The organism is Citrobacter sp. Cpo090 (genome assembly GCF_030332665.1).
Classification (GTDB): Bacteria; Pseudomonadota; Gammaproteobacteria; order Enterobacterales; family Enterobacteriaceae; genus Citrobacter; species Citrobacter portucalensis.
The window spans coordinates 115,482-140,723 of the sequence record NZ_JAOWHK010000036.1 but is presented as its reverse complement, the minus strand read 5'-3'; the positions used below and the strand labels follow the sequence as shown (position 1 = coordinate 140,723).

Here is a 25,242-nt window from a genome sequence, read left to right as displayed (position 1 = left end):
TTTTGATTAAAATACTCCCACATGACATTCCGGGCAAGGCCATCTCGCACAGATCGCTAAAGCCGCAATTGTTAAAAAAAGATGCGTAACCCGCTATGATAGAGACTGACAGGAATTCCGGAGCGCTCATGCCGTTACGAAATAAAGCATTTCACCTTTTACGTCAGCTCTTCCAGCAGCATACGTCCCGCTGGCAACATGAATTACCGGACCTGACCAAACCACAGTATGCGGTGATGCGCGCCATTGCTGAACGTCCCGGCATTGAGCAGGTCGCCCTGACCGAAGCCGCAGTTTGTACCAAGGCAACCCTTGCGGAAATGCTGAGCCGAATGGAAAAACGGGAACTGGTCAGGCGTGAACATGACCCGGCAGATAAGCGTCGACGCTTTGTTTATTTGACCGCGCAAGGAGAAGCATTACTGGCCAGCGCAACTCCGTTAGGCGATAGCGTGGATGATGAGTTTCTGGGCAGACTTAGCGAAGAAGAACGCGAGCAGTTTACGCAACTGGTGCGTAAGATGATGGGGTAATGGCGGCTACGAGTGACGTCTTGTAGGCCCGATAAGCAAAGCGACATCGGTCAATATGTGCCGACCGATAAGCGATAACATTAAAGAAAAAGGCCAGTCCCAATGAGACTGGCCTTTCTTGATAGAACTTGTGCTTACTCGCGGAACAGCGCTTCGATATTCAGTCCCTGAGTCTGCAGGATTTCACGCAGACGACGCAGACCTTCAACCTGAATCTGGCGAACACGTTCACGAGTGAGACCAATTTCACGGCCAACATCTTCCAGTGTCGCAGCTTCGTACCCCAGCAGACCAAAACGACGTGCCAGCACTTCACGCTGTTTGGCGTTCAGTTCGAACAGCCATTTGACGATGCTCTGTTTCATATCATCGTCTTGCGTGGTGTCTTCCGGACCGTTTTCCTTTTCATCGGCCAGAATATCCAGCAACGCTTTTTCGGAATCGCCACCCAGCGGGGTGTCTACCGAGGTAATACGCTCGTTGAGTCGGAGCATACGGCTGACGTCATCAACCGGTTTATCCAGTTGTTCAGCAATCTCTTCTGCGCTCGGTTCGTGGTCCAGTTTATGCGACAACTCACGCGCGGTACGCAGATAGACGTTCAGCTCTTTTACAATGTGGATCGGCAGTCGGATCGTACGGGTTTGGTTCATAATCGCCCGTTCGATCGTCTGGCGGATCCACCAGGTTGCGTATGTTGAGAAGCGGAACCCGCGTTCCGGGTCAAACTTCTCGACGGCACGGATCAGCCCCAGATTGCCCTCTTCAATCAGGTCCAGCAATGCCAGACCACGATTGCCATAACGACGAGCAATCTTCACCACCAGACGCAGGTTACTTTCAATCATGCGACGGCGAGATGCTACATCTCCACGCAGTGCGCGACGCGCAAAATAAACTTCTTCTTCGGCTGTTAACAGTGGTGAATAACCAATCTCACCAAGGTAAAGCTGAGTCGCGTCCAACACACGCTGTGTGGCCCCCTGCGATAACAGCTCTTCTTCAGCCAGGTCGTTATCACTGGGTTCCTCTTCACTCAAGGCTTTTTCATCAAAAGCCTCTACTCCGTTCTCATCAAATTCCGCATCTTCATTTAAATCATGAACTTTCAGCGTATTCTGACTCATAAAGGTGGCTCCTACCCGTGATCCCTAACGGAACTAGCACGTGAAAGCCTGGTTCCGCCGAATTATCGCTGCGGTAAATAACGCAGCGGGTTTACGGATTTCCCCTTGTAACGAATTTCAAAATGCAAGCGTGTTGAACTGGTTCCGGTACTACCCATGGTAGCTATTTTCTGCCCCGCCTTGATTTCTTGTTGTTCCCGGACCAGCATTGTATCGTTATGGGCGTAGGCACTCAGGTAATCATCGTTGTGTTTGATGATAATAAGATTACCGTAACCACGCAGCGCATTACCGGCATAGACGACGCGTCCATCTGCAGTCGCGACAATAGCCTGTCCTTTGCTGCCTGCGATGTCGATCCCTTTATTGCCACCTTCGGTAGCCGCAAAGTTTTCGATCACTTTGCCGTCAGTCGGCCAGCGCCAGGTAGAGATTGGCGAGCTGGTTGACGTTGAGCTTGCAGTTGATTCGGTTGCGCTAACTGCTGGAGCCGTTACAGGCGCTGTGACAACGGTCCCAGCAGGCTTGTTGTTCGGCAACATTTTGTTAGCACTTTGTTCACCTGAATCCTCAGAATACGTAATTGTTGGTTTCGAAGCAACAGCAACGGTGGAATTTTGTGCAGGGTTGGTCACAACTCCTTGCTGTGCTGCATCCGCCTGGGTAATAGCATTACCACCAGTAATCGGTGTACCCGACGCGTTGCCCACTTGCAGAGTTTGACCGACATTCAGACCATACGGGGCCGGAACGTTATTGCGTTGTGCAAGATCACGGAAATCGTTCCCGGTAATCCAGGCAATATAGAAAAGAGTATCGCCTTTCTTAACAGTATAGGTACTGCCGCCCGTATAGCTACCTTTCGGAATGTTCCCATACTTACGGTTGTACACAATACGACCGTTTTCCATCTGCACAGGCTGCTGTGCGACAGGCTGGATTTGTGTTGGCTGAGTGGTTGGTTGCTGCACCGGCTGGATCTGTGGCGTCTGCTGTACTGTCGACGTCGAGCCCATTTTTGGTGGAGGCGTAATCAGCATGCCGGAACTGGTGTTCGATGATGCACTGCCGCCAACCGAACTGACCGGTGCTGGTGGATTCGAGGTATTTGAACAACCTGCCAGCCATAATGAAACCAGTGACAATGCCGCAATGCGGCGAACGGTAAATTTGTGGCTTCCCGCGCTCATTTATCCCCCAGGAAAATTTGGTTAAAACCAGTGACGTAATCACCGTGCAAGGCATCGGACTGGGCACTGGAAACGTGACCACGATACGCTTACTAATTCCAGAATATCCAGGAAAACTCCAGGTATTCAGCGCCAGTATCTACGCAAGCTCCCCTTTTACTAAGGGAACGAAACGTACGGCCTCCACGGTATCGATAATAAATTCGCCTCCCCGACGACGCACCCGTTTCAGAAACTGGTGCTCATCGCCCACGGGTAAGACGAGAATGCCGCCTTCATCCAACTGCGTCATCAATGCGGTTGGGATCTCAGGCGGCGCTGCCGTAACAATGATAGCGTCAAACGGGGCTCGCGCTTGCCAGCCCTGCCATCCATCACCGTGACGGGTAGAAACATTATGTAAATCAAGCTGTTTAAGGCGGCGACGCGCCTGCCACTGCAAACCTTTAATGCGCTCCACGGAGCATACATGGTGCACCAGGTGCGCCAGAATCGCCGTTTGGTAGCCAGAGCCGGTACCAATTTCCAGCACCCGGGACTGCGGCGTTAACTCAAGCAGCTCGGTCATCCGCGCAACCATATAGGGCTGCGAAATCGTCTGCCCCTGGCCAATCGGCAGGGCAATATTGTCCCAGGCCTTATGTTCAAACGCCTCATCAATGAATTTTTCACGCGGCACGGCGGCAAGTGCATCGAGAACAAGCTCATCTCTGATGCCCTGCGCACGTAATTGTTCAAGAAGAGTGTGTACGCGTCTGCTTACCATTGCGTGTCGGCTCCCACGCTGTCTAACCAGTCAGAAACAACTTCATGCGCGCCATATGCGGTTAAATCGACATGCAGCGGCGTGATGGAAACATAGCCTTCATCGACGGCGGCAAAATCCGTATCCGGTCCGGCGTCGCACTTTTCGCCCGGCGGCCCGATCCAGTACAACGTATTACCGCGCGGGTCTTGCTGTGGGATCACCTGATCTGCAGGATGGCGACTACCGCAGCGGGTGACGCGGATACCTTTAATCTGATCCAGCGGTAAATCCGGCACGTTGATATTCAAAATGCGCCCGGTGCGCAGCGGTTCACGACTCAGCGCCCGTAAGATTCGGCAGGTTACTGCGGCAGCAGTATCGTAGTGTTTATGCCCATCAAGCGAGACCGCCAGCGCAGGGAACCCCAGGTGACGACCTTCCATCGCCGCCGCAACTGTACCGGAATAGATAACATCATCGCCCAGATTAGGACCTGCGTTAATTCCAGACACGACAATGTCCGGACGCGGACGCATTAATGCGTTCACGCCCAGATAGACGCAATCGGTAGGTGTACCCATTTGTACGGCGATATCACCGTTATCATAGGTGAACGTGCGAAGTGAGGATTCCAGCGTCAGCGAGTTAGACGCGCCACTGCGGTTACGATCCGGGGCAACCACCTGTACGTCAGCAAACTCACGCAGCGCTTTCGCCAGCGTTTGTATACCGGGTGCGTGGACCCCATCATCGTTACTCAGCAATATACGCATAATCACCCATTGTGTTAATAAGTTCCCTTACAACACTGGTGGCGAAGCTACCTGCCGGTAGCCAGAAGCGTAACTCAACGGTTACGTCATCCCACCAGTTCCAGCTTAATTGTTGTGGATACAGCAACATAGCGCGACGCGACGCGTCGACTTTCTCACGCAATAACAGCGATTGCAGCGCGGTTTCATCGGCAATAGCGGCTGCTTCAAACGCCAGCGCGTCGCGCTGAGTTCCCCACTCACCGCTGCCCGGTAATGCCGCTGTAATCATCAATTCTTTATCATCGACGCGACGCTGTAATTCGGTCTGCTCTTCCTGCGTGGCGACAAACCAACTTCCGCGTCCCGACAATTGTAGCGCATCGCCGTCAACAACTTGATTAAAGTCTGTTTTTTTCAAGCGTTCACTGACTATCTGATTAAACAACGCGCTACGGGCCGCCGACAACCAAAAACTGCGTTTATTGCGATCGCGTACCGGCGCATCGCTTTGCGCCCAACGCAGCGCCCCTTGCAGGTTGCTGCCGCCAATACCAAAACGCTGAGCGCCAAAATAATTCGGTACGCCGCGCTCGCTAATCGCCTGCAAACGCGCTTCAACGTCATTTCGCTGGTTTACTTCACGCAGCACCAGCGTAAATTCGTTGCCTTTCAGCGCCCCTAAACGCAGCTTACGCTTGTGGCGCGCGTACTCCAGCACTTTACAGCCTTCAAGCTCAAATTTGCTTAAATCAGGCATCGCATTGCCCGGCACGCGCGCGCACAGCCACTGTTCCGTGACCGCATGCTTGTCTTTCTGGCCGGCAAAGCTCACTTCACGGGCGTGAATTTTCAGGAACTTCGCCAGCGCGTCAGCCACAAAACGGGTATTACAGCCGTTTTTCAGGATACGCACCAAAATGTGCTCGCCTTCGCCATCGGGTTCGAAGCCTAAATCTTCGACGACGACAAAGTCTTCCGGATTCGCTTTCAGAACGCCATGGCCCAGTGGTTTGCCATGGAGATACGTCAGATCTTCAAACGCAGTCATTTCGTTGCCTTAATGAGTAACGCCACCGCTTCACAGGCAATCCCTTCCCCACGCCCGGTAAAACCGAGTTTTTCCGTGGTGGTCGCTTTCACGTTAACATCATCCATATGGCAGCCGAGATCTTCGGCAATAAACACGCGCATCTGCGGAATGTGCGGCAGCATCTTCGGTGCCTGCGCAATAATCGTCACATCCACATTTCCAAGCGTATAGCCTTTGGCCTGAATACGCCGCCAGGCTTCACGCAATAATTCACGGCTATCTGCACCTTTAAAGGCCGGGTCGGTGTCCGGGAAGAGTTTGCCGATATCCCCCAGCGCAGCCGCGCCCAGCAGAGCATCAGTTAGCGCATGTAACGCCACGTCGCCATCAGAATGCGCCAGCAATCCTTTTTCATACGGGATGCGCACACCACCAATGATAATTGGGCCAACTCCGCCAAAAGCGTGTACGTCGAAACCGTGTCCAATTCGCATTATGCCTTCTCCTGATATACACAGTATCCTCCAGGTAGTCTGAAGAATGATGTATCTAGATAGTTCGGGTCAGATAAAATTCCGCCAGCGCCAGATCTTCCGGACGCGTGACTTTGATGTTGTCAGCGCGTCCTTCGACCAGCTGCGGATGAAAACCGCAATATTCCAGCGCCGAGGCTTCGTCCGTAATGGTTGCGCCTTCGTTTAGCGCACGGGTCAGGCAGTCGTGCAACAGCTCGCGAGGGAAAAATTGCGGCGTTAACGCATGCCATAAATCGGTGCGATCGACCGTATGGGCGATGTCTGTTCGGCCCGGCTCCGCGCGTTTCATCGTGTCGCGCACCGGCGCGGCAAGGATCCCGCCGATGCGGCTGGTTTCACTTATTGCCAGCAAACGGGATAAATCGTCCTGGTGCAGACACGGACGCGCGGCATCATGTACCAGTACCCAACTGGCCTCACCTGCGGCTTGTAAACCGGCAAGGACAGAATCGGCACGCTCGTTGCCTCCATCCACTACGGTAATTTGCGGGTGCGCTGCGAGTGGCAGTTGGGCAAAGCGGCTGTCGCCTGGGCTGATAGCGATGACGACTCGCGTCACCCGGGGATGAGCCAGCAGCGCATCAACCGAGTGTTCAAGAATGGTTTTATTGCCAATAGAGAGGTACTGCTTAGGACACTCTGTTTGCATTCGGCGGCCAAACCCGGCAGCCGGCACCACGGCGCAAACGTCCATTAAAGTGGCTGCCATGTTAAATCCCTGGACGGTTTATCGATTGTTTTGCCCTGCAGTCTGAGCGCGTTTAGACGCGTCAGGCACCAGACGATAAAAGGTTTCGCCTGGCTTAGTCATGCTGAGTTCGTTGCGCGCGCGCTCTTCGATAGCCTCTTGCCCGCCATTGAGGTCGTCAATTTCGGCAAAGAGCTGATCGTTACGCGCTTTAAGTTTCGCGTTTGTAGCTTGCTGCGCCGCAACATCATCGTTGACGCGACTATAGTCATGTATGCCGTTCTTACCGAACCACAGCGAATACTGTAGCCAGACTAATAAAGCCAGCAACAGCAACGTTAGTTTACCCATCCTGCCCCCTGAAAAACGGCATCAACATCCCATAAACTCCGCTGACGACTTTACATCAACGAACGGGAATGCCGCGACAACGCGGGCAAATGTACCACATTTGCCCGTTGTTACGTATACCCCATGTAAGGAGAACATAATCTCATTGTTGGTTACGGTTTGAATTATGGCCAGAGAGTGAACAACAGCGACGATCATGTGAAATAGACGTGATCTTAACCTAATAACCATAAAAAAAGTGCGCCAAACATTGCACCAACCACCAGCAGGGAACAGGTAATGCTCAGCAGCAACCGTCCCTTCAATAGCGAATGCAGGGCAATACCCGCCACTATCGCCACGGGCAACAACGCGAGGAAAAAGGGCCAGGTATAGAGGAAGAAAAACAGTGTGTTAGGGCCATACATCAGACACGGGAATCCCAGCGCCAGCAACCATGCGACAAAACCGACCACGGCTCCTGGAAGTGACCAGGTGGTTTCGTCGTCGGCAGCGAAGGTATCTGACTCTGTAATAGTAATGTTATGGCTGTTACGCATATCTAATCCTGTGACCGTGACTGACCGGGCGTGCAAGCTCGGGTGTCTCAGGATCTGATAATATCTTCCTGCCTCAGCAGGTCTAATAATTGGGGAACCAAATTTGTTACCAATTGTTCACCATCAAGATGAATCTCTGGCGATTCAGGCGCTTCGTAAACCGAATCAATTCCAGTGAAATTGCGCAACTCCCCCGCTCGCGCTTTTTTATACAGCCCTTTTGGATCGCGTGCTTCACAGGTTGCCAGTGGCGTATCGACAAAAACCTCAATAAAACGCCCTTCGCCCACGCGCTCGCGAACCATTTGTCGCTCGGCGCGATGCGGGGAGATAAACGCAGTCAACACCACCAGGCCGGCGTCTACCATCAGGTTAGCCACTTCGCCAACCCGACGAATATTCTCCTTGCGATCGGCATCGCTAAAACCGAGATCGCTGCACAGCCCGTGACGCACGTTATCGCCATCCAGCAGATAGGTGCTCACCCCTACCTTATGCAGCGCCTCTTCCAGCGCCCCTGCTACCGTGGATTTACCGGAACCTGACAGCCCGGTAAACCACAGCACAACACCACGATGACCGTGGCGTTGTTCCCGCTGTTGCGGTGTAACAGGATGGGCATGCCAGACGACGTTTTCGTCATGCAGCGCCATTATTTGCCTCCCAGCAGATCGCGCGCACCCCAGTGTGGGAAGTGGCGACGCACCAGTGCATTAAGCTCCAGCTCAAACGCGCTGAACTGAGAAGCGCTGGCGAGTTCCTGGGCGATTGGCTCACGCACCAGTCCCGCGCCAACGGTAACGTTGGTCAGGCGATCAATGATAATCAGCCCGCTCGTAACCGGATTCTGCTGATAGGTATCCAGCACCAGCGGCTCATCAAAGGTCAGATTAACCAGACCGATGCCGTTCAGCGGTAGCGCTTCAACGTCACGTTGGGTCAGGTTGTTTATATCGACCTGATATTGCACGCTATCTACGCGTGCGCGGGTCTTCTTGCCTGCGACTTTTATGTCGTAGCTCTGTCCTGGCGACAACGGTTGTTCCGCCATCCACACCACATCAACAGCAGCGCTTTGTACTGTCGGCAGCGTTTCGCCGGCATCAAGTAACAGGTCGCCCCGGCTGATATCGATCTCATCTTTCAGCACCAGGGTGATCGCTTCACCCGCATGCGCTTCCTGTAAATCGCCATCAAAAGTCACGATCCGCGCTACGCTGGACTCAACGCCGGACGGCAGCACTTTGACGCGCTGCCCGACCTTCACGCTACCTGAAGCCAGCGTTCCGGCATAACCGCGGAAATCCAGATTCGGTCGGTTCACATACTGCACCGGGAAGCGCATCGGCTGAGTATCAACAATGCGCTGGATCTCAACGGTTTCCAGCACTTCCAGCAGCGTCGGACCGCTGTACCACGGCATACTGGCGCTTTGCGAAGCCACGTTATCGCCTTCCAGCGCAGAGAGCGGCACAAACCGGATATCCAGGCTGCCCGGCAGTTGTTCAGCAAAAGTAAGATAGTCTTCGCGAATGCGATTAAATGTCTCTTCGCTAAAGTCCACCAGATCCATTTTGTTGATCGCCACCACCAGGTGTTTGATCCCAAGCAGCGTGGAGATAAAGCTGTGACGACGCGTCTGATCCAGCACGCCTTTACGCGCATCGATCAATAGGATCGCCAGATCGCAGGTCGACGCACCGGTCGCCATGTTACGGGTGTACTGCTCATGGCCGGGGGTATCCGCAATGATAAATTTACGCTTCTCGGTGGAGAAATAACGGTAAGCCACGTCGATGGTGATGCCCTGCTCGCGCTCGGCCTGCAAGCCGTCAACCAATAACGCCAGATCGAGCTTTTCACCCTGAGTGCCGTGACGTTTACTGTCGTTGTGCAGCGATGAAAGCTGATCTTCATAAATTTGACGCGTGTCGTGCAGCAGACGGCCAATCAGGGTACTTTTCCCATCATCCACGCTACCGCAGGTTAAAAAACGCAGCAGACTTTTGTGTTGCTGGGCAACCATCCAGGCTTCAACGCCGCCTTCATTAGCAATTTGTTGTGCAAGTGTCGTGTTCATGGCGGCTCCTTAGAAATACCCCTGACGTTTCTTCAGCTCCATGGAGCCCGCCTGGTCGCGGTCAATCACGCGGCCCTGACGTTCACTGGTGGTTGAGACCAGCATCTCTTCGATAATTTCCGGTAGCGTCTGCGCATTCGACTCCACCGCGCCTGTCAGCGGCCAGCAGCCGAGCGTACGGAAACGCACCATGCGTTTTTTAATCACTTCCCCGGGCTGCAGATCGATTCTGTCGTCATCAATCATCATCAGCATGCCGTCACGTTCCAGCACCGGACGTTCTGCCGCCAGATACAGCGGTACGATGTCGATATTTTCCAGCCAGATGTACTGCCAGATATCCTGTTCGGTCCAGTTAGATAGCGGGAAGACGCGAATGCTTTCGCCTTTGTTAATCTGCCCGTTATAGTTATGCCACAACTCCGGGCGCTGATTTTTAGGGTCCCAGCGATGAAAACGATCGCGGAAGGAGTAAATACGCTCTTTGGCACGCGATTTCTCTTCGTCACGACGAGCACCACCAAACGCGGCATCGAAACCGTATTTATTCAGCGCCTGCTTCAGCCCTTCTGTTTTCATAATGTCAGTATGCTTGGCGCTGCCGTGGACAAACGGGTTGATGCCCATCGCCACCCCTTCCGGGTTTTTATGCACCAGCAGTTCGCAGCCGTAGGCTTTCGCCGTGCGGTCACGAAACTCGTACATTTCGCTGAATTTCCAGCCAGTATCAACGTGCAGTAATGGGAACGGCAGCGTGCCAGGATAAAACGCTTTACGCGCCAGATGCAGCATTACGCTGGAATCTTTGCCGATGGAATACATCATCACCGGATTAGAAAACTCGGCGGCCACCTCACGAATAATATGGATGCTTTCCGCTTCCAGTTGCCGCAGGTGGGTAAGTCGTTTTTGATCCATAACCGTTCCTATGTAATGCCGTTATATTGCTAACGATGCTCAGATAACCTGACTATAGGGAGGGCAAGGGGACGAATGAAATTACGAATTGGAATGAGTAGTTCCTCAAAGGAATAACGATCCGGAAAAGCAAATATCAAAAAGTGCTTAAGCTACCGGAATTCGGGCATTTAGGAGCAAATGAAATTGTTTTACCTCGATCACGGTTTCATACTAGCGGTTGAAAATTTCTGCTTGGTATTTAAGGACTCACTATGTTTTCCGCATTGCGCCACCTTCTTGCAGCCATGGCGCTCGGCGCGTGCTTCATCCTTCCTGCACAGGCAACATCTTCGAAGCCCGGAGATATCGCAAATACCCAGGCTCGATATATTGCAACGTTTTTCCCAGGCCGCGTGACGGGATCTCCGGCAGAAATGTTATCTGCTGATTATATACGTCAGCAATTTCAACAGATGGGCTATAGCAGCGATATTCGGACGTTTAATAGCCGTTATGTTTATACCGCTAAAGATAACCGTAAAAACTGGCATAACGTAACGGGAAGCACCGTTATTGCTGCACATGAAGGCAAAGCGCCGCAGCAGATTATTATTATGGCGCACCTCGACACCTACGCCGCACAAAGCGACGCCGATTCAGATGCCAATCTGGGCGGATTAACCCTGCAAGGTATCGATGACAACGCCGCAGGTGTTGGCGTGATGCTGGAACTGGCGGAAAAACTCAAAAACGTGCCGACGCAGTACGGTATTCGATTTATCGCCACCAGCGGTGAGGAAGAAGGCAAACTGGGCGCGGAGAACATTCTGAAGCGAATGAGCGCTGCAGAGAAGAAAAACACGCTGCTGGTTATCAACCTCGATAACCTGATTGTCGGTGATAAGCTCTATTTCAATAGCGGTAAGAAAACCCCGGAAGCGGTGCGAAAATTGACGCGCGACCGGGCACTGGCTATCGCGCACAGTCGCGGTATCGTTGCCAGCACCAATCCTGGTCTGAACAAAGACTATCCGAAAGGCACTGGATGTTGTAACGATGCAGAGGTCTTCGACAACGCAGGGATTGCCGTTCTCTCCGTTGAAGCGACCAACTGGAACCTGGGCAAGAAAGATGGCTATCAACAGCGAGCCAAAAGCGCCTCATTCCCGGCAGGCAACAGCTGGCACGATGTGCGACTGGATAACCAGCAGCATATCGATAAAGCGTTACCGGGCCGGATAGAGCACCGTAGCCGCGACGTGGTACGCATTATGCTGCCGCTGGTAAAAGAACTGGCAAAAGCGGGTAAATCCTGAAGAAGGGAGTCCGATAGGGTGTAAATCTTACCGGATCACTTTCCTGTTACCCTTCGTGCAGTCCGCACTCGCGCTTCAATCCGAAGAAGCGCGTCTCTTCTTCCGCCATCCCCGGCTCCCATTTGCGGGTGGTGTGGGTGTCGCCGACTGACAGATAACCTTGATCCCACAACGGATGGTATTTCAGGCCATGTTTTTGCAGATACTGGTAAACCGTACGGTTATCCCAGTCGATGATCGGCAGAACTTTAAACACGCCGCGCTGGATAGCCAGCACCGGCAAATGCGCACGACTGCCAGATTGCTCACGGCGCAGACCGGCAAACCAGGTATGCGCGTGCAGCTCCTGCAGCGCCCGGTTCATCGGTTCGACTTTGTTGATGTCATTATATTTCTCAATGCCTTCAACGCCCTGCTCCCACAGTTTGCCGTGGCGCGCTTCCTGCCAGGCCGCACTTTCCTTTGCCCGGTAGACTTGCAGATTAAGCTTGAGCTTGTCCGTTAATTCATCAATAAACTGGTAGGTTTCCGGGAACAGATAACCGGTATCGGTGAGGATCACCGGGATATCCGGGCGAATCTGATTTACCAGGTGCAGGCTCACTGCCGCCTGGATACCAAAGCTTGATGACAGTACATATTCACCAGGCAGGTTTTCCAGCGCCCACGCCACACGATCCTCGGCGCTCAATTTTTCCAGTTGGTCGTTGGTTTGCGCCAACGCCATAACGCGTTCAACTTTCGGCAGTTCGTTCAACGCGTTGAGATCGAGTTTGGACATAAGTTCCTCACTGTTTGCCTTGCCTGATGGCGCTACGCTTATCAGGCCTACAAATTGAGCAGACCCGATAAGTCAGTTTCACATTATTCCCAGAAATCACGCGCAGGATCGAGCACCGGGCGAATGATGCCCGCACGCACCGTAAAGTCACCGAAGCCTTCACCCGCTTCGCGCTCTTTCGCCCAGCGCCCAATCAGTTCATCCAGCGATGCCAGAATTTCCGGCTCAGTGATGTTCTCTTTAAACATCCGGGGAATGCGAGTTCCGATACGGTTGCCTCCTAAATGGAGGTTGTAACGTCCGGGTGCTTTCCCCACCAGGCCAACTTCCGCCAGCATTGCACGACCGCAACCGTTCGGGCAGCCGGTCACTCGCATGACAATGTTTTCATCACTCAGGCTGTGTTTCGCCATCAGCGTATCGATATTGTCGATAAATGTTGGCAGGAAACGCTCGGCTTCCGCCATCGCCAGCGGACAGGTTGGGAACGAGACGCAGGCCATCGAGTTTTCACGCTGCGGAGTCACCGCATTCATTAAGCCACTCTTCTGCGCAATCTTCTCGATCTTCGCCTTTTCACTCTCAGGAACACCAGCAATGATCAGGTTCTGGTTCGCGGTAATGCGGAAATCCCCTTTGTGGATCTTCGCGATCTCCAGCAGACCGGTTTTCAGCGGGCGGCCCGGATAATCCAGGATACGGCCGTTTTCAATAAACAGCGTCAGGTGCCAGTTATTGTCGATCCCTTTCACCCAGCCGATACGATCGCCGCGACCGGTGAACTCGTACGGACGGATCGGCTCAAACTTGATCCCCGCCCGGCGCTCAACTTCAGCTTTAAAGGTCTCAACGCCCACGCGTTCCAACGTGTATTTGGTTTTGGCGTTTTTACGATCGGTACGGTTACCCCAGTCACGCTGCGTCGTCACCACAGCCTCTGCCACGTCCAGCGTATGCTCAAGCGGCAGATAACCAAACTCGCTTGCCGTACGGGCGTAAGTTTTCTTATTGCCATGCTCGATGGACAAACCACCGCCTACCAGCAGGTTAAAGCCCACCAGCTTGCCGTTTTCAGCAACCGCCACGAAGTTCATGTCGTTGGCGTGCAGATCGATGTCGTTCTGCGGCGGGATCACGACCGTGGTTTTAAACTTACGCGGCAGATAGGTTTGACCGAGGATCGGCTCTTCGTCAGTGGTCGCGACTTTTTCCTGATCGAGCCAGATCTCTGCATAGGCGCGGGTACGCGGCAGCAGATGTTCGGAGATCTTTTTCGCCCACTCGTAGGCTTCCGCGTGCAGCTCAGATTCATACGGGTTGGAGGTGCACAGCACGTTACGGTTCATATCGTTGGCGGTCGCCAGCGCATCCAGCCCGACGGAGTGCAGCATCTGGTGTACTGGCTTAACGTTCTTCTTCAGAATGCCATGAAACTGGAAGGTCTGACGGTTGGTCAGACGAATGCTGCCGTATATGGTGTTGTCATGGGCGAACTTGTCGATCGCCTGCCACTGTTTGGTGGTGATCACCCCACCCGGCAGACGACAGCGCAGCAGCATCGCGTGACGCGGCTCCAGCTTTTGCTCGGCACGTTCGGCGCGGATATCGCGGTCGTCCTGCTGGTACATACCGTGAAAACGGATCAACAGGAAGTTGTCGCCTTTGAAGCCGCCGGTCAGGCCGTCATTTAAATCTTCGGCAATAGTACCGCGCAGGTAGTTGCTCTCAACCTTCATGCGCTCGGCATCAGTCAGTTTGCCTTCGACCACCAATGGTCCAGGATGTTTTTCGCTCATTAGTAGACATCTCGCTGATAACGGCGCTCAATGCGCAGCTCACTTAAAAATTCATCCGCCGCTTCGATATCCATACCACCGAATTCGGCAATCACTTCCAACAAAGCCTGCTCAACGTCTTTCGCCATGCGATTGGCGTCGCCGCAGACATAAATGTGCGCACCGTCGTTAATCCAGCGCCACAGTTCCACGCCTTGTTGGCGCAGTTTATCTTGTACGTAGACTTTTTCTTTTTGATCGCGGGACCAGGCGAGATCGATACGGCTCAGTACGCCCTCTTTGACGTAACGCTGCCATTCCACCTGATACAGGAAATCTTCGGTAAAGTGTGGGTTACCAAAAAACAGCCAGTTTTTGCCTTCGGCTCCATCAGCCGCACGCTGCTGCATGAATGCACGGAACGGTGCAATCCCCGTACCCGGTCCAATCATAATTACCGGCGTCTGCGGGTTCGCTGGCAGACGGAAGTTGTCGTTGTGTTCAATGAACACGCGAACTTCACCTTCTTCTTCCACGCGGTCGGCAAGGAAACTGGAAGCACCACCAGCACGGGCACGACCTTCTATCTCATAACGCACCACGCCCACGGTGACGTGCACTTCGCTTTCTACTTCCGCCTGGGAAGAAGCAATGGAGTACAAACGCGGCGTCAGCGGGCGCAGAAGATCAACCAACGTTTGGGCGTCCAGTTGCGCCGGGGAGAAACGCACCATATCGACGATAGGCGTGGTTGCGGCATAATGCTGCAACTGCGCTTTGTCACCCACAAGCGGCAGCAGAGTTTCGCTACGGGTCAAGGTGGCATAGTTTTCTACGATATTGCCGGTGTTAACCGTCAGCTCGAAATGCCACTGCAACGCTTCAGCGAGCGACAGAGTTTTGCCGTCAACCGTGACCGGCTCATCACCTTTCAGCCACAACAGTTCCACCAGCTCTTTGACCAGCGCCGGGTCATTCTGATACCAGACGCCAAGCGCATCGCCCGGCTGATAACGCAGGCCGGAATCGCCTAAATCAATTTCAATATGGCGCACGTCTTTTTCAGAGTCGCGGCCGGTAATTTTCTGATTCACCGCAAGCGACGCCGTCAGTGGCGCTTCTTTGGTGTATGGGCTGGAGTGTACTTCGTTTACCGCACCGCTCGCGGCCACTTGCACAGATGGTGCCGCAGGCGCTCGCGCTTTCAGGACATCAACCAGACGGGCACGCCACTGCGCAGCCGCGGCCTGGTATTCAACGTCGGCATCTACACGATCGAGCAGACGTTCACCGCCCAACTCAGCCAATTTGGTATCGAAGTCTTTTCCTGCCTGACAGAAAAACTCATAAGAGGTATCGCCAAGACCAAACACGGCAAAAGCGGTGTTATCAAGCTTCGGCGCTTTTTTCGAGAACAGGAATTTATGCAACGCCACGGCTTCTTCCGCCGGTTCACCTTCCCCTTGCGTCGACGCCACCACGATCAGCAGTTTTTCATTGGCGATTTGTTTGAATTTATAGTCGCCAGCGTTGATGAGAGTGACGTTGAGCTTCGCGGCAATCAGATCATCGCGCAGGGCTTCCGCCACACGACGCGCATTACCAGTTTGCGAGGCGGAGATAAGCGTAACGCCAGGCATTTCAGCGACAGGCGCAGTCGCCACCGCATTGCTGCCAGGCTGCTGATTTAGCACGCCCCAAAAATAGCCAGAAACCCACGCAAGCTGTGCGGGAGTGAAATCGGTCGTGGCCGCCTGAAGGCGTGCCAGTTGCTCCGGGTTTAGCGGTAGCAAAGCGGAAGGTGGGGCCTGTGTCGTCATGCGTTGTCATGTTCCAGTAAGCAAAGCGGATTTCAGCAATAAAACCCAAACTGAAGATAAGGTTAACGGCGGGGATAGTAACAATTAAAGAAGGGATAGAAATAACAAATAACCAAATGAACTAACCTGTTTTAGTTATAGTTATTAACAGCAAAACAGATTATATAAGCATCTGATATATAAATAATTAATCAATATTGATTGTATGAATATGTAGCTTTGGTGCTGAGCATCCTTTTATACACTAAATAATTTAAGAGGCATCGAGGCGGCAACTGATCAAGTCCCCGGGAGCTTACATGAGTAAGTGACTGGGGCGTGCAAAGGTTGCCAACAAAGAAGCAGCTTAAAGAATGACGTGTATAACTAATGATAAAATTTGCTCTTTACGGTACCCTACCGCGGTTTTTCGCATTCTTGAGAGTAAATAATGTCCACCACCTTGTTTAAAGATTTCACCTTCGAAGCCGCTCACCGCCTGCCGCATGTACCGGAAGGGCATAAGTGTGGCCGTCTGCATGGTCACTCATTTATGGTGCGTCTTGAAATTACCGGTGAAGTCGATCCTCATACCGGTTGGATTATGGATTTTTCTGAGTTAAAAGCAGCGTTTAAACCAACGTACGACAGGCTTGATCACTACTATCTGAACGATATTCCAGGCTTAGAAAACCCAACCAGCGAAGTGCTGGCAAAATGGATTTGGGATCAGGTTAAACCGGTTGTCCCACTGCTGAGTGCCGTAATGGTAAAAGAGACCTGCACAGCGGGCTGCGTGTACCGCGGCGAGTGATTGTAGGCTTGCCGGATGGCAATGCGTCTTATCCGGCCTGCAACGAGCAACAAACTCTGGCCGGGTAAGCGAAATGCCCCCGGCACAGTTATCAGGCAATATTCAGATACTTATGGGTCTGCATCGACAGACGCCAGTTGCGGGCGATGCAGGTCTCAATACACAAACGCGTCGCATCTTCTTTCTGGCTGATTGGCTGTAAGGCGATGATTCGCGGTTTGTCGTCACTCAACGTCGCCAGCAGTTCATCCAGCGCTTCAATATCGCGAACGCGACCAACCGGATGCTTGATTTCATTCGCGCGCTCCAGCGCCTGTGACAGCACATCATAACCGCCACGCATATTCACCTTCGGCGATACGGTTACCCAGGTATTCGGCGTACAGCGTACTTCGTGCGTGCCGCTGGTCTCAATCTGGCAGCTAAAGCCGTTCTTTTCCAGCAGATCCGTCAGCGGCATCAGATCATGAATGCAGGGCTCGCCACCGGTGATCACCACGTGACGGGCGGTATAGCCCTGACGCGAAATGACCGCCAACAGATCTTCGCTGCTCGCAGCACCCCATTTATCGCTCTCTTTGGTCTTAGCCAGGATGCTGTAAAGGGAGACTTCCCGATCCTCAAGCTTATCCCAGGTGTGTTTGGTATCGCACCAGGCACAGCCAACCGGGCATCCCTGTAAACGAATAAAAATGGCGGGGACGCCGGTAAAGTAACCCTCACCTTGCAGGGTCTGGAACATCTCGTTAATCGGGTACTGCATAGCGCTCTCAATATGGGGATAAACGATAATTATCGCAGATCCCCGCCAAAGTATCATGCCCCATCGATGCTTTACGAGGCGATTGCCGCGACAAAGCGTGCCGTTATCTGCTGCGGACGCGTGATAGCCCCCCCAACCACCACGGTATGAGCACCTAATGCCAGGCAATGAGCGGCGCGTTCCGGAGTATCAACGTTTCCTTCCGCTACGACCGGTATGCTGACCGCGGCCAATACCTCACGTAAAAAACCACAGTCGTTTTCCGCCAGCACATGTCCGGCGGTGTCAGCGGTATAGCCGTAGAGCGTGGTACCCACGCAGTCAAAACCCAGACGCTGGGCGGTCACCGCTTCATCTACGGTGGCGATATCCGCCATCAGTAGCACAGACGGGTAGCGAGCGCGGATTTGCGTGACCAGTTCTTCCAGCGATTGCCCACCGGGGCGCGGGCGCGCTGTCGCATCCAGAGCAATAATTTCCGGCTCAACGGTCATCAGTTCATCGACTTCCTGCAAAGTGGCTGTGATAAACACATCGCTACCCGGATAATCACGCTTGATAATCCCAATCACCGGCAGGGAGACGCTCTCTTTGATCGCGCGAATGTCCACCACGCTGTTCGCACGGATACCTACCGCACCGCCCTGCGCTGCCGCCAGCGCCATACGTGACATAATAAACGGGCTGTGCAGAGGCTCATTTTCCAGCGCCTGGCAGGAGACGATTAATTTACCTTTCAGGGAATCCAGTACAGTTTTCATTACGATAAGATCTCTTCGACTTCGTTTTTAATGATGGTGACATGCGGGCCATAAATCACCTGAACCCCGTTGCCGCGAATAATTACGCCACGCGCTCCGGTCGCTTTCAGTGCCGCTTCATCGACCTTGCTACTCTCTTTTACCGTCACGCGCAGACGTGTGGCGCAACAGTCCACCTCTTCCAGATTCTCTTTACCTCCCAGTCCGGCAATCACTGCCGCTGCACGTTCACTTTGCGGTAGATCGGATGCCATCGAAGTTGCGGTCTCTCGACCCGGCGTCAGCCAGTTAAAGCGGTTAATCAAATAACGGAATGTGAAGTAGTAAAGGAAGAACCACGGGATCCCCACCATGGGGACGTACATCCAGTTGGTTTTAGCTTCCCCCTGTAGCACACCGAAGAGGAGGAAATCGATAAGCCCACCCGAAAAGGTTTGCCCGATGGTGATATGTAAAATATGCGCGATCATAAACGCCAGACCATCGAAGAAGGCGTGAATGACGTATAACACGGGTGCGACAAACAGGAATGAGAACTCGATAGGCTCAGTGATCCCCGTCAGGAAAGAGGTCAGTGCCGCAGACAACAGCAGACCGGCGACAAGCTTTCTGTTCTCCGGCCTGGCGGTGTGGTACATCGCCAGACATGCGCCAAGCAGGCCAAACATCATGGTGATGAAACGCCCGGACATAAAGCGCGAGGTGCCCGCATAGAACTGCTGCGTATTCGGATCGGCAAGTTGCGCGAAGAAAATACGCTGCGTACCTTCAACTAACTGGCCGTTGACGATTTCACTACCGCCAAGCGCCGTCGTCCAGAAGGGCAAATAAAAGATATGGTGTAAACCCAATGGGCCGAGCATACGCAGGATGAAGCCGTACAACAGCGTTCCCAGATAGCCTGTCGCATCCACCAGACCACCCAGTCCAAAAATGAGTTTCTGGAAATGCGGCCAAACCACCGTCATGATCGCCCCCACGACTATCGCGGCAAGGGAGCTAATAATCGGTACAAAGCGCGAACCGCTGAAGAAACCAAGGAACTGAGGGAGTGAGACTTTATTGAAACGGCTATGCAGCGCACAGGTGACAAGGCCAATAACCACCCCACCAAACACGCCCGTTTCCAGCGTCTGAATACCCAGCGTCATCCCCTGGCCTACGGCACCGGGATTCTCGTGTGCCAGCGTTCCGTTGAGCGTCAATAAAGCGTTGATTGTGGCGTTCATCACCAGAAATGCCAGCAATGCCGCAAGCCCGGCGGTGCCTTTATCCGTTTTCGCCAGTCCTACTGCGACACCCACCGCAAAGAGCACCGACAGGTTGGCAAACACAATAGAACCTGCGCTGGTCATGATCGTGAAGATTGCCTGTAACCAGTCAACGTCCAAAAATGGATAAGCGGTCAATGTGTTTGGATTCGACAGCGCGCCGCCAATCCCTAACAACAGCCCCGCAGCGGGCAGTACCGCAATCGGCAGCATGAACGATTTGCCGAACCGCTGTGCCTTTTCGAACCATGCGCCCGATGAGGCGCCGCTAAATATTTGCATCATTTTTTCATCTCCCCGATTAATGATGAAAATTTTTACCATATTTAATATTGATAGTGAAAATTATCATCAAAATCCAGGAAGCCGATCATACTTTTTTAAAATGACTGGCATCTCTCCCCTGCTTTCCGCCACACTATCAACAGAGAAACGCATTAAGGATTTTGCATGTCAGAAAATGAAAACCTGCTGCTGAGATTGCGCCAGGGCGTTGACGGATATAGCCGAACACAGCAAAAGTTGGGAGAGTTTGTGCTCAGCGATCCGGCAAAAGTTGTCTACCTGACGATTACCGAACTGGCGCGTGAAAGCGACACCAGCGAGGCAAGCGTCACGCGTCTGTGCCGCACGCTTGGGTGTAAGGGCTATAACGAATTCAAAATGGCGCTGGCACTCGATCTCCAGCAAGGACAGCCGGTAGAGCACAGCGGGGATGAAATTGACAATGTGGTCAATGAGTCCGTACAAGCGTTGCAGGACACAGCAAAATTACTCGACAGGACATTACTGGAATCCGCCGCTCTGGCGCTGCATCAGGCTCAGTCGGTACAGATTTATGGCGTAGCGGCCAGCGCTATTCTGGGGGAGTATTTACATTACAAACTCTTGCGTCTCGGCAAACCTGCACAATTGTTCAGTGACATGCATCGTGCAGCCATGAACGCCACAACGCTTAGCAAAGACACTCTCGTGGTAGCGATTTCCAGTTCAGGTTCGACGCGCGATCTGCTGCATGTCGTTAAACTGGCGCGTAAGCAAGGCGTACGTGTACTGGCGCTGAGTAATACACCGCGCAGCCCGTTGGCTTCGCTGAGTGATATTCAACTGGTCGCAGCCAAACCAGAAGGTCCGTTGAGTGCTGGTGCGCTAAACGCCAAGGTGGGTGTGATGCTGTTGGTCGAACTACTGACTACGTCGCTGATTGCGCTGGATGAAAAGTACAGTGATGTGAGCCAGCAAACCGCCAGCGCAACCCTTCCTCTACTGCTTTAAAGATATAAAAAAACCCGCCGTAGCGGGTTTTTACGTTAAGAGTTAAAGAACAGGATTACGCCTGACCTTTGATCTCTTTACGACCGTTGTACGGTGCTTGTTCACCCAGAGCTTCTTCGATACGAATCAGCTGGTTGTACTTAGCAACGCGGTCAGAACGGCTCATAGAACCAGTTTTGATCTGGCCTGCAGCGGTACCAACAGCCAGGTCAGCGATGGTAGCGTCTTCAGTTTCGCCAGAACGGTGAGAGATGACAGCGGTGTAGCCAGCGTCTTTCGCCATTTTGATCGCAGCCAGAGTTTCGGTCAGAGAACCGATCTGGTTGAATTTGATCAGGATGGAGTTAACGATGCCTTTTTCGATGCCTTCTTTCAGGATCTTGGTGTTAGTTACGAACAGATCGTCACCAACCAGCTGGATTTTGTCGCCCAGCACTTTAGTCTGGTATGCGAAACCGTCCCAGTCAGACTCGTCCAGACCATCTTCGATGGACACGATCGGGTACTGTTTGGTCAGTTCTTCCAGGAAGTGAGTGAATTCTTCGGAGGTGAATGCTTTGTTGCCTTCGCCAGCCAGAACGTATTTACCGTCTTTGTAGAATTCAGAAGCTGCACAGTCCATCGCCAGGGTGATGTCTTTGCCCAGCTCGTAACCAGCTGCTTTAACCGCTTCAGCGATTACAGCCAGAGCTTCAGCGTTGGAACCCAGGTTCGGCGCATAGCCGCCTTCGTCACCAACTGCAGTGTTCATACCTTTAGCTTTCAGAACTTTAGCCAGGTTGTGGAACACTTCAGAACCCATACGAACGGCTTCTTTCAGAGTCTTAGCGCCAACCGGCTGAATCATGAATTCCTGGATGTCGACGTTGTTGTCAGCGTGCTCACCACCGTTGATGATGTTCATCATCGGAACCGGCATGGAGTATTTACCCGGAGTACCGTTCAGTTCAGCGATGTGTGCATACAGTGGCAGGCCTTTAGCAGCAGCTGCTGCTTTGGCGTTCGCCAGGGATACAGCCAGGATGGCGTTTGCACCGAAGTTGGATTTGTTTTCAGTACCGTCCAGATCGATCATGATCTTGTCGATGCCAGCCTGATCTTTAGCATCTTTACCCAGCAGAGCCTGAGCAATTGGGCCGTTTACCGCACCAACAGCTTTCAGTACGCCTTTACCCATGAAACGGGATTTGTCGCCATCGCGCAGTTCCAGTGCTTCGCGGGAACCAGTAGAAGCACCTGACGGAGCTGCTGCCATACCTACGAAACCACCTTCCAGGTGTACTTCGGCTTCAACAGTCGGGTTACCACGGGAGTCGATGATTTCACGACCGATGATTTTAACGATTTTGGACATTAGATTTTCCTCAGTACAAGTTAAACTAAAACTCCAGACAAACAATGCACCCTGATGGGTGCATTGCCGTTCTAACTTATTTACTTCTTACTTCGCCTGACGCTTCTGATGTTCACTGGCGGCTTTCACAAAGCCGGCAAACAGCGGGTGCCCATCACGTGGCGTGGAAGTAAATTCCGGGTGGAACTGACAGGCCACGAACCACGGATGATTCGGTACCTCAATGATCTCGACCAACTGATCATCACCGGAACGGCCTGCAATACGCAGACCCGCAGCTTCAATCTGTTTCAACAGCATATTGTTGACTTCGTAACGGTGGCGATGGCGTTCAACAATTGTCGGCGCGCCATACAGCTGACGAACCAGGCTATCGTCGCTCAACTGACACTGCTGCGCGCCAAGGCGCATTGTGCCGCCCAGATCGCTCTTCTCGGTACGGACTTCGACGTTACCGTCTTCATCGCGCCATTCGGTAATCAGGGCCACCACCGGGTACTTACAGTCTGGCACAAATTCCGTGGAGTTGGCGTTGTCCATACCCACTACGTTACGTGCAAACTCAATCAACGCAACCTGCATACCCAGGCAAATGCCCAGATAAGGAATATTGTTCTCACGCGCAAAGCGCGCCGTCGCGATCTTACCTTCAACACCACGGTAGCCGAAGCCGCCAGGGATCAGGATTGCATCAAGACCTTTCAGGATCTCAACGCCACGCGTTTCGACATCTTGCGAATCGATCAGCTTGATGTTGACGGTGACACGATTCTTCAGGCCACCGTGCTTCAGCGCTTCGATAACTGACTTATAGGCATCCGGCAGTTCAATGTACTTGCCGACCATACCGATAGTCACTTCGCCTGCCGGATTCGCTTCTTCGTAGATAACCTGTTCCCATTCTGACAGATTAGCTTCCGGACAGTTCAAGCTGAATCGTTTACAAATATAATCGTCAAGGCCCTGAGATTTCAACAGGCCCGGGATTTTATAGATGGAATCGACATCTTTCAGAGAAATCACCGCTTTTTCCGGAACGTTACAGAACAATGCAATTTTTGCACGTTCATTAGCCGGAACTGCGCGATCGGAGCGGCAAATCAGGATATCTGGCTGAATACCGATAGAAAGCAGCTCTTTTACAGAGTGCTGAGTCGGTTTAGTTTTGACTTCACCTGCCGCCGCCATGTACGGAACCAGCGTCAGATGCATAAACAGCGTGTGCTCACGACCAATTTCTACGGCCATCTGGCGAATCGCTTCAAGGAACGGCAGAGATTCGATATCCCCAACGGTTCCGCCGATTTCGACCAGCACAACATCATGACCTTCACCGCCTTCCAGAACGCGCTCTTTAATGGCATTCGTGATGTGCGGGATAACCTGAACTGTTGCGCCCAGGTAGTCGCCACGGCGTTCTTTACGCAGAACGTCGGAGTAGATACGACCCGTAGTGAAGTTGTTGCGGCGGCTCATTTTGGTACGAATGAAACGCTCATAGTGACCCAGGTCCAGGTCGGTTTCAGCGCCGTCTTCGGTAACGAACACTTCCCCGTGTTGGATTGGGCTCATAGTACCTGGATCGACGTTGATGTACGGATCCAGTTTCATCATGGTTACATTGAGGCCACGGGCTTCAAGAATGGCTGCCAGGGAGGCTGCGGCAATGCCTTTTCCCAGAGAGGATACGACCCCGCCGGTCACAAAAATATAGTTCGTTGTCATGCTGGACCTGAGAAGTTAGGGTGAAACGATGGAATTACCAAGACGGGAAAGTAGTATACCCGAACATGACGAGCGCCACAAACTTTCATTATTCCTCCTCTTCACCAGGCTCACATTAACATCGGGAGTGAGAAAATAGCCCCTTTGGGGTAAATGTTTTTGACGTAAATCAAGCGCTTGTTATTTAAAAAATCACACAAATCGCCCTTGACCGACGAAATCCCTTAGAGATCAATTTCCTGCCGTTTTACCTGTTGCCAGACTTCTTCCATAGTTTCCAGATCAACACCAGTCATTTCCAGACCGCGCGAAGCCACAATTCGCTCAACTTCACGAAAACGCCGCTCAAACTTCTCATTCGCTTTCTGCAATGCGGTCTCTGCTTTAGTGCCTAAATGCCGGGCCATATTGACCGTAGCAAACAGCAGATCGCCCATTTCCTCCTCCAGTTTAGCCTGGTCGACAACAGCCTGCTTAGCCTCAAACATGACTTCGTCGATCTCTTCGTAAACCTTGTCGACAACCGGTCCTAACGTTTTCCAGTCGAAGCCAACATTTGAGCAGCGTTTCTGGATTTTTTGGGCGCGCATTAATGCCGGTAAACTGCGGGGAATATCGTCGAGTGCGGAATGCTGTGCCTTCTGGGCGCGTTCTTCACTTTTGATTTTTTCCCAGCGGGTCAAAACCTCAGTACTGTTACTGGCAGAAACATCAGCAAAAACATGTGGATGACGGCGTTCGAGTTTATCGCTTATCGCAGCACAAATATCATCAAAGTTGAAGCGTCCTTCTTCCTGCGCCATCTGGGCGTAAAACACCACCTGGAACAGCAGGTCGCCCAGCTCTCCACGCAGATCGTCGAAGTCTTCTCGCGCAATCGCATCCAGCACTTCATAGGTTTCTTCGAGGGTGTAAGGGGCAATAGTGGAGAATGTCTGCTCTTTGTCCCACGGACAGCCGTTTTCCGGATCACGCAGGCGCTGCATAATACCGAGCAGTCGGTCGATTTGATTCATTGGAATATCCTGAAATTTCAATACCATAGTCCAGATAAGGCGACAGATGGCAACATAGCAATGCCTGATAAAACGCTAACGCGCTTTATCAGGCCTACAACATTATCCGGCCTAC

At 52.7% G+C, this 25,242-nt stretch carries 25 protein-coding genes; 4 read left to right on the top strand and 21 right to left on the bottom strand.

What is annotated here, in order from left to right:
• Window positions 1-128 precede the first annotated feature (128 nt).
• Window positions 129-533, top strand: coding sequence for a MarR family winged helix-turn-helix transcriptional regulator (locus OGY83_RS20730; RefSeq protein WP_079938722.1), 405 nt, complete (start codon window positions 129-131; stop codon window positions 531-533).
• Window positions 534-667: 134 nt separating this feature from the next.
• Here the strand turns inward: OGY83_RS20730 and rpoS are convergent, their stop codons facing one another.
• The 12 genes from rpoS to cysD all read right to left on the bottom strand — a co-directional run bounded on the left by rpoS (window position 668) and on the right by cysD (window position 10,495).
• A complete protein-coding gene (rpoS, locus tag OGY83_RS20725) occupies window positions 668-1,660 on the bottom strand; it encodes an RNA polymerase sigma factor RpoS (RefSeq protein WP_000081498.1) in 993 nt (330 codons plus the stop codon).
• A gap of 62 nt (window positions 1,661-1,722) precedes the next feature.
• Window positions 1,723-2,805, bottom strand: coding sequence for a murein hydrolase activator NlpD (nlpD, locus tag OGY83_RS20720; protein WP_286636813.1), 1,083 nt, complete (start codon window positions 2,803-2,805; stop codon window positions 1,723-1,725).
• Between the two features lie 184 nt (window positions 2,806-2,989).
• Window positions 2,990-3,616: a protein-L-isoaspartate O-methyltransferase gene (locus OGY83_RS20715; RefSeq protein WP_123268046.1), complete on the bottom strand. Its 627-nt coding sequence runs from the start codon at window positions 3,614-3,616 to the stop codon at window positions 2,990-2,992.
• Complete coding sequence (gene surE / locus OGY83_RS20710) at window positions 3,610-4,371, bottom strand: 5'/3'-nucleotidase SurE (protein ID WP_003825728.1); 762 nt, start codon at window positions 4,369-4,371, stop codon at window positions 3,610-3,612. The genes OGY83_RS20715 and surE overlap by 7 nt, the downstream gene beginning before the upstream one ends.
• Window positions 4,352-5,401 (bottom strand): tRNA pseudouridine(13) synthase TruD, encoded by a 1,050-nt coding sequence (gene truD / locus OGY83_RS20705; protein WP_079938720.1) that lies wholly within the window; start codon window positions 5,399-5,401, stop codon window positions 4,352-4,354. Before truD ends, surE begins: the two co-directional genes overlap by 20 nt.
• Window positions 5,398-5,877 carry a 2-C-methyl-D-erythritol 2,4-cyclodiphosphate synthase gene (ispF, locus tag OGY83_RS20700; RefSeq protein WP_003034167.1) on the bottom strand — a complete coding sequence of 160 codons (480 nt, stop codon included), beginning with the start codon at window positions 5,875-5,877 and terminating at the stop codon, window positions 5,398-5,400. The genes truD and ispF overlap by 4 nt, the downstream gene beginning before the upstream one ends.
• A 55-nt stretch (window positions 5,878-5,932) precedes the next feature.
• Window positions 5,933-6,628, bottom strand: coding sequence for a 2-C-methyl-D-erythritol 4-phosphate cytidylyltransferase (ispD, locus tag OGY83_RS20695; protein WP_079938719.1), 696 nt, complete (start codon window positions 6,626-6,628; stop codon window positions 5,933-5,935).
• Between the two features lie 18 nt (window positions 6,629-6,646).
• Entirely contained in the window at window positions 6,647-6,958 is a 312-nt protein-coding gene (gene ftsB, locus OGY83_RS20690) for a cell division protein FtsB (RefSeq protein ID WP_003034163.1), read from the bottom strand.
• 215 nt (window positions 6,959-7,173) lie between these two features.
• Window positions 7,174-7,497: a DUF3561 family protein gene (locus OGY83_RS20685; RefSeq protein WP_079938718.1), complete on the bottom strand. Its 324-nt coding sequence runs from the start codon at window positions 7,495-7,497 to the stop codon at window positions 7,174-7,176.
• 47 nt (window positions 7,498-7,544) lie between these two features.
• The gene (gene cysC, locus OGY83_RS20680) at window positions 7,545-8,150 is read right to left on the bottom strand and encodes an adenylyl-sulfate kinase (protein ID WP_079938717.1); all 606 of its coding nucleotides are present in this window, start codon (window positions 8,148-8,150) and stop codon (window positions 7,545-7,547) included.
• On the bottom strand, window positions 8,150-9,577 hold the full coding sequence (cysN, locus tag OGY83_RS20675) for a sulfate adenylyltransferase subunit CysN (RefSeq protein WP_286636812.1): 1,428 nt from the start codon (window positions 9,575-9,577) through the stop codon (window positions 8,150-8,152). Before cysN ends, cysC begins: the two co-directional genes overlap by 1 nt.
• A gap of 9 nt (window positions 9,578-9,586) precedes the next feature.
• Window positions 9,587-10,495 (bottom strand): sulfate adenylyltransferase subunit CysD, encoded by a 909-nt coding sequence (cysD, locus tag OGY83_RS20670; RefSeq protein ID WP_003034152.1) that lies wholly within the window; start codon window positions 10,493-10,495, stop codon window positions 9,587-9,589.
• A 254-nt stretch (window positions 10,496-10,749) separates the two neighbouring features.
• Here cysD and OGY83_RS20665 point away from each other — a divergent pair, with 254 nt between their 5' ends.
• Window positions 10,750-11,793, top strand: a complete 1,044-nt coding sequence (locus OGY83_RS20665) for an aminopeptidase (protein WP_286636811.1) — start codon at window positions 10,750-10,752, stop codon at window positions 11,791-11,793.
• Window positions 11,794-11,839: 46 nt separating this feature from the next.
• Here OGY83_RS20665 and cysH read toward each other — a convergent pair whose 3' ends face one another.
• From cysH to cysJ, 3 genes are all read right to left on the bottom strand, one after another.
• Entirely contained in the window at window positions 11,840-12,574 is a 735-nt protein-coding gene (gene cysH / locus OGY83_RS20660; RefSeq protein ID WP_286636810.1) for a phosphoadenosine phosphosulfate reductase, read from the bottom strand.
• Between the two features lie 83 nt (window positions 12,575-12,657).
• Complete coding sequence (gene cysI, locus OGY83_RS20655) at window positions 12,658-14,370, bottom strand: assimilatory sulfite reductase (NADPH) hemoprotein subunit (RefSeq protein ID WP_286636809.1); 1,713 nt, start codon at window positions 14,368-14,370, stop codon at window positions 12,658-12,660.
• The gene (gene cysJ, locus OGY83_RS20650; RefSeq protein WP_286636808.1) at window positions 14,370-16,169 is read right to left on the bottom strand and encodes an NADPH-dependent assimilatory sulfite reductase flavoprotein subunit; all 1,800 of its coding nucleotides are present in this window, start codon (window positions 16,167-16,169) and stop codon (window positions 14,370-14,372) included. The genes cysI and cysJ overlap by 1 nt, the downstream gene beginning before the upstream one ends.
• 430 nt (window positions 16,170-16,599) lie before the next feature.
• Here cysJ and queD point away from each other — a divergent pair, with 430 nt between their 5' ends.
• A complete protein-coding gene (gene queD, locus OGY83_RS20645; protein ID WP_043017394.1) occupies window positions 16,600-16,962 on the top strand; it encodes a 6-carboxytetrahydropterin synthase QueD in 363 nt (120 codons plus the stop codon).
• Between the two features lie 91 nt (window positions 16,963-17,053).
• On the opposite strand, the gene queE is transcribed toward queD, so the two are convergent.
• From queE to OGY83_RS20630, 3 genes are all read right to left on the bottom strand, one after another.
• Complete coding sequence (gene queE, locus OGY83_RS20640) at window positions 17,054-17,725, bottom strand: 7-carboxy-7-deazaguanine synthase QueE (RefSeq protein ID WP_047461605.1); 672 nt, start codon at window positions 17,723-17,725, stop codon at window positions 17,054-17,056.
• Between the two features lie 71 nt (window positions 17,726-17,796).
• Window positions 17,797-18,486: an N-acetylmannosamine-6-phosphate 2-epimerase gene (locus OGY83_RS20635; RefSeq protein WP_191228235.1), complete on the bottom strand. Its 690-nt coding sequence runs from the start codon at window positions 18,484-18,486 to the stop codon at window positions 17,797-17,799.
• Window positions 18,486-20,042, bottom strand: coding sequence for a maltose/glucose-specific PTS transporter subunit IIC (locus OGY83_RS20630; protein WP_079938792.1), 1,557 nt, complete (start codon window positions 20,040-20,042; stop codon window positions 18,486-18,488). The genes OGY83_RS20635 and OGY83_RS20630 overlap by 1 nt, the downstream gene beginning before the upstream one ends.
• 165 nt (window positions 20,043-20,207) lie before the next feature.
• Here OGY83_RS20630 and OGY83_RS20625 point away from each other — a divergent pair, with 165 nt between their 5' ends.
• Window positions 20,208-21,032 carry a MurR/RpiR family transcriptional regulator gene (locus OGY83_RS20625; RefSeq protein WP_079938702.1) on the top strand — a complete coding sequence of 275 codons (825 nt, stop codon included), beginning with the start codon at window positions 20,208-20,210 and terminating at the stop codon, window positions 21,030-21,032.
• 55 nt (window positions 21,033-21,087) lie between these two features.
• Here the strand turns inward: OGY83_RS20625 and eno are convergent, their stop codons facing one another.
• From eno to mazG, 3 genes are all read right to left on the bottom strand, one after another.
• Window positions 21,088-22,386, bottom strand: coding sequence for a phosphopyruvate hydratase (eno, locus tag OGY83_RS20620; RefSeq protein ID WP_079938701.1), 1,299 nt, complete (start codon window positions 22,384-22,386; stop codon window positions 21,088-21,090).
• Between the two features lie 87 nt (window positions 22,387-22,473).
• A complete protein-coding gene (gene pyrG / locus OGY83_RS20615) occupies window positions 22,474-24,111 on the bottom strand; it encodes a glutamine hydrolyzing CTP synthase (protein ID WP_003034127.1) in 1,638 nt (545 codons plus the stop codon).
• A 224-nt stretch (window positions 24,112-24,335) separates the two neighbouring features.
• Window positions 24,336-25,127 carry a nucleoside triphosphate pyrophosphohydrolase gene (mazG, locus tag OGY83_RS20610; protein ID WP_003825693.1) on the bottom strand — a complete coding sequence of 264 codons (792 nt, stop codon included), beginning with the start codon at window positions 25,125-25,127 and terminating at the stop codon, window positions 24,336-24,338.
• Window positions 25,128-25,242: the final 115 nt, after the last annotated feature.

Excerpts from the sequence above, each read along its gene's own strand:
- OGY83_RS20635 (WP_191228235.1), bottom strand. The coding sequence starts at position 18,486 with ATGAAAACTGTACTGGATTCCCTGAAAGGTAAATTAATCGTCTCCTGC.
- mazG (WP_003825693.1), bottom strand. The coding sequence starts at position 25,127 with ATGAATCAAATCGACCGACTGCTCGGTATTATGCAGCGCCTGCGTGAT.
- OGY83_RS20625 (WP_079938702.1), top strand. The coding sequence starts at position 20,208 with ATGTCAGAAAATGAAAACCTGCTGCTGAGATTGCGCCAGGGCGTTGAC.
- ftsB (WP_003034163.1), bottom strand. The coding sequence starts at position 6,958 with ATGGGTAAACTAACGTTGCTGTTGCTGGCTTTATTAGTCTGGCTACAG.
- cysI (WP_286636809.1), bottom strand. The coding sequence starts at position 14,370 with ATGAGCGAAAAACATCCTGGACCATTGGTGGTCGAAGGCAAACTGACT.
- eno (WP_079938701.1), bottom strand. The coding sequence starts at position 22,386 with ATGTCCAAAATCGTTAAAATCATCGGTCGTGAAATCATCGACTCCCGT.
- cysD (WP_003034152.1), bottom strand. The coding sequence starts at position 10,495 with ATGGATCAAAAACGACTTACCCACCTGCGGCAACTGGAAGCGGAAAGC.
- cysJ (WP_286636808.1), bottom strand. The coding sequence starts at position 16,169 with ATGACGACACAGGCCCCACCTTCCGCTTTGCTACCGCTAAACCCGGAG.
- OGY83_RS20685 (WP_079938718.1), bottom strand. The coding sequence starts at position 7,497 with ATGCGTAACAGCCATAACATTACTATTACAGAGTCAGATACCTTCGCT.
- ispD (WP_079938719.1), bottom strand. The coding sequence starts at position 6,628 with ATGGCAGCCACTTTAATGGACGTTTGCGCCGTGGTGCCGGCTGCCGGG.
- truD (WP_079938720.1), bottom strand. The coding sequence starts at position 5,401 with ATGACTGCGTTTGAAGATCTGACGTATCTCCATGGCAAACCACTGGGC.
- queE (WP_047461605.1), bottom strand. The coding sequence starts at position 17,725 with ATGCAGTACCCGATTAACGAGATGTTCCAGACCCTGCAAGGTGAGGGT.
- rpoS (WP_000081498.1), bottom strand. The coding sequence starts at position 1,660 with ATGAGTCAGAATACGCTGAAAGTTCATGATTTAAATGAAGATGCGGAA.
- queD (WP_043017394.1), top strand. The coding sequence starts at position 16,600 with ATGTCCACCACCTTGTTTAAAGATTTCACCTTCGAAGCCGCTCACCGC.
- pyrG (WP_003034127.1), bottom strand. The coding sequence starts at position 24,111 with ATGACAACGAACTATATTTTTGTGACCGGCGGGGTCGTATCCTCTCTG.
- OGY83_RS20630 (WP_079938792.1), bottom strand. The coding sequence starts at position 20,042 with ATGATGCAAATATTTAGCGGCGCCTCATCGGGCGCATGGTTCGAAAAG.
- surE (WP_003825728.1), bottom strand. The coding sequence starts at position 4,371 with ATGCGTATATTGCTGAGTAACGATGATGGGGTCCACGCACCCGGTATA.
- OGY83_RS20715 (WP_123268046.1), bottom strand. The coding sequence starts at position 3,616 with ATGGTAAGCAGACGCGTACACACTCTTCTTGAACAATTACGTGCGCAG.
- cysC (WP_079938717.1), bottom strand. The coding sequence starts at position 8,150 with ATGGCGCTGCATGACGAAAACGTCGTCTGGCATGCCCATCCTGTTACA.
- cysH (WP_286636810.1), bottom strand. The coding sequence starts at position 12,574 with ATGTCCAAACTCGATCTCAACGCGTTGAACGAACTGCCGAAAGTTGAA.
- ispF (WP_003034167.1), bottom strand. The coding sequence starts at position 5,877 with ATGCGAATTGGACACGGTTTCGACGTACACGCTTTTGGCGGAGTTGGC.
- OGY83_RS20665 (WP_286636811.1), top strand. The coding sequence starts at position 10,750 with ATGTTTTCCGCATTGCGCCACCTTCTTGCAGCCATGGCGCTCGGCGCG.
- OGY83_RS20730 (WP_079938722.1), top strand. The coding sequence starts at position 129 with ATGCCGTTACGAAATAAAGCATTTCACCTTTTACGTCAGCTCTTCCAG.
- cysN (WP_286636812.1), bottom strand. The coding sequence starts at position 9,577 with ATGAACACGACACTTGCACAACAAATTGCTAATGAAGGCGGCGTTGAA.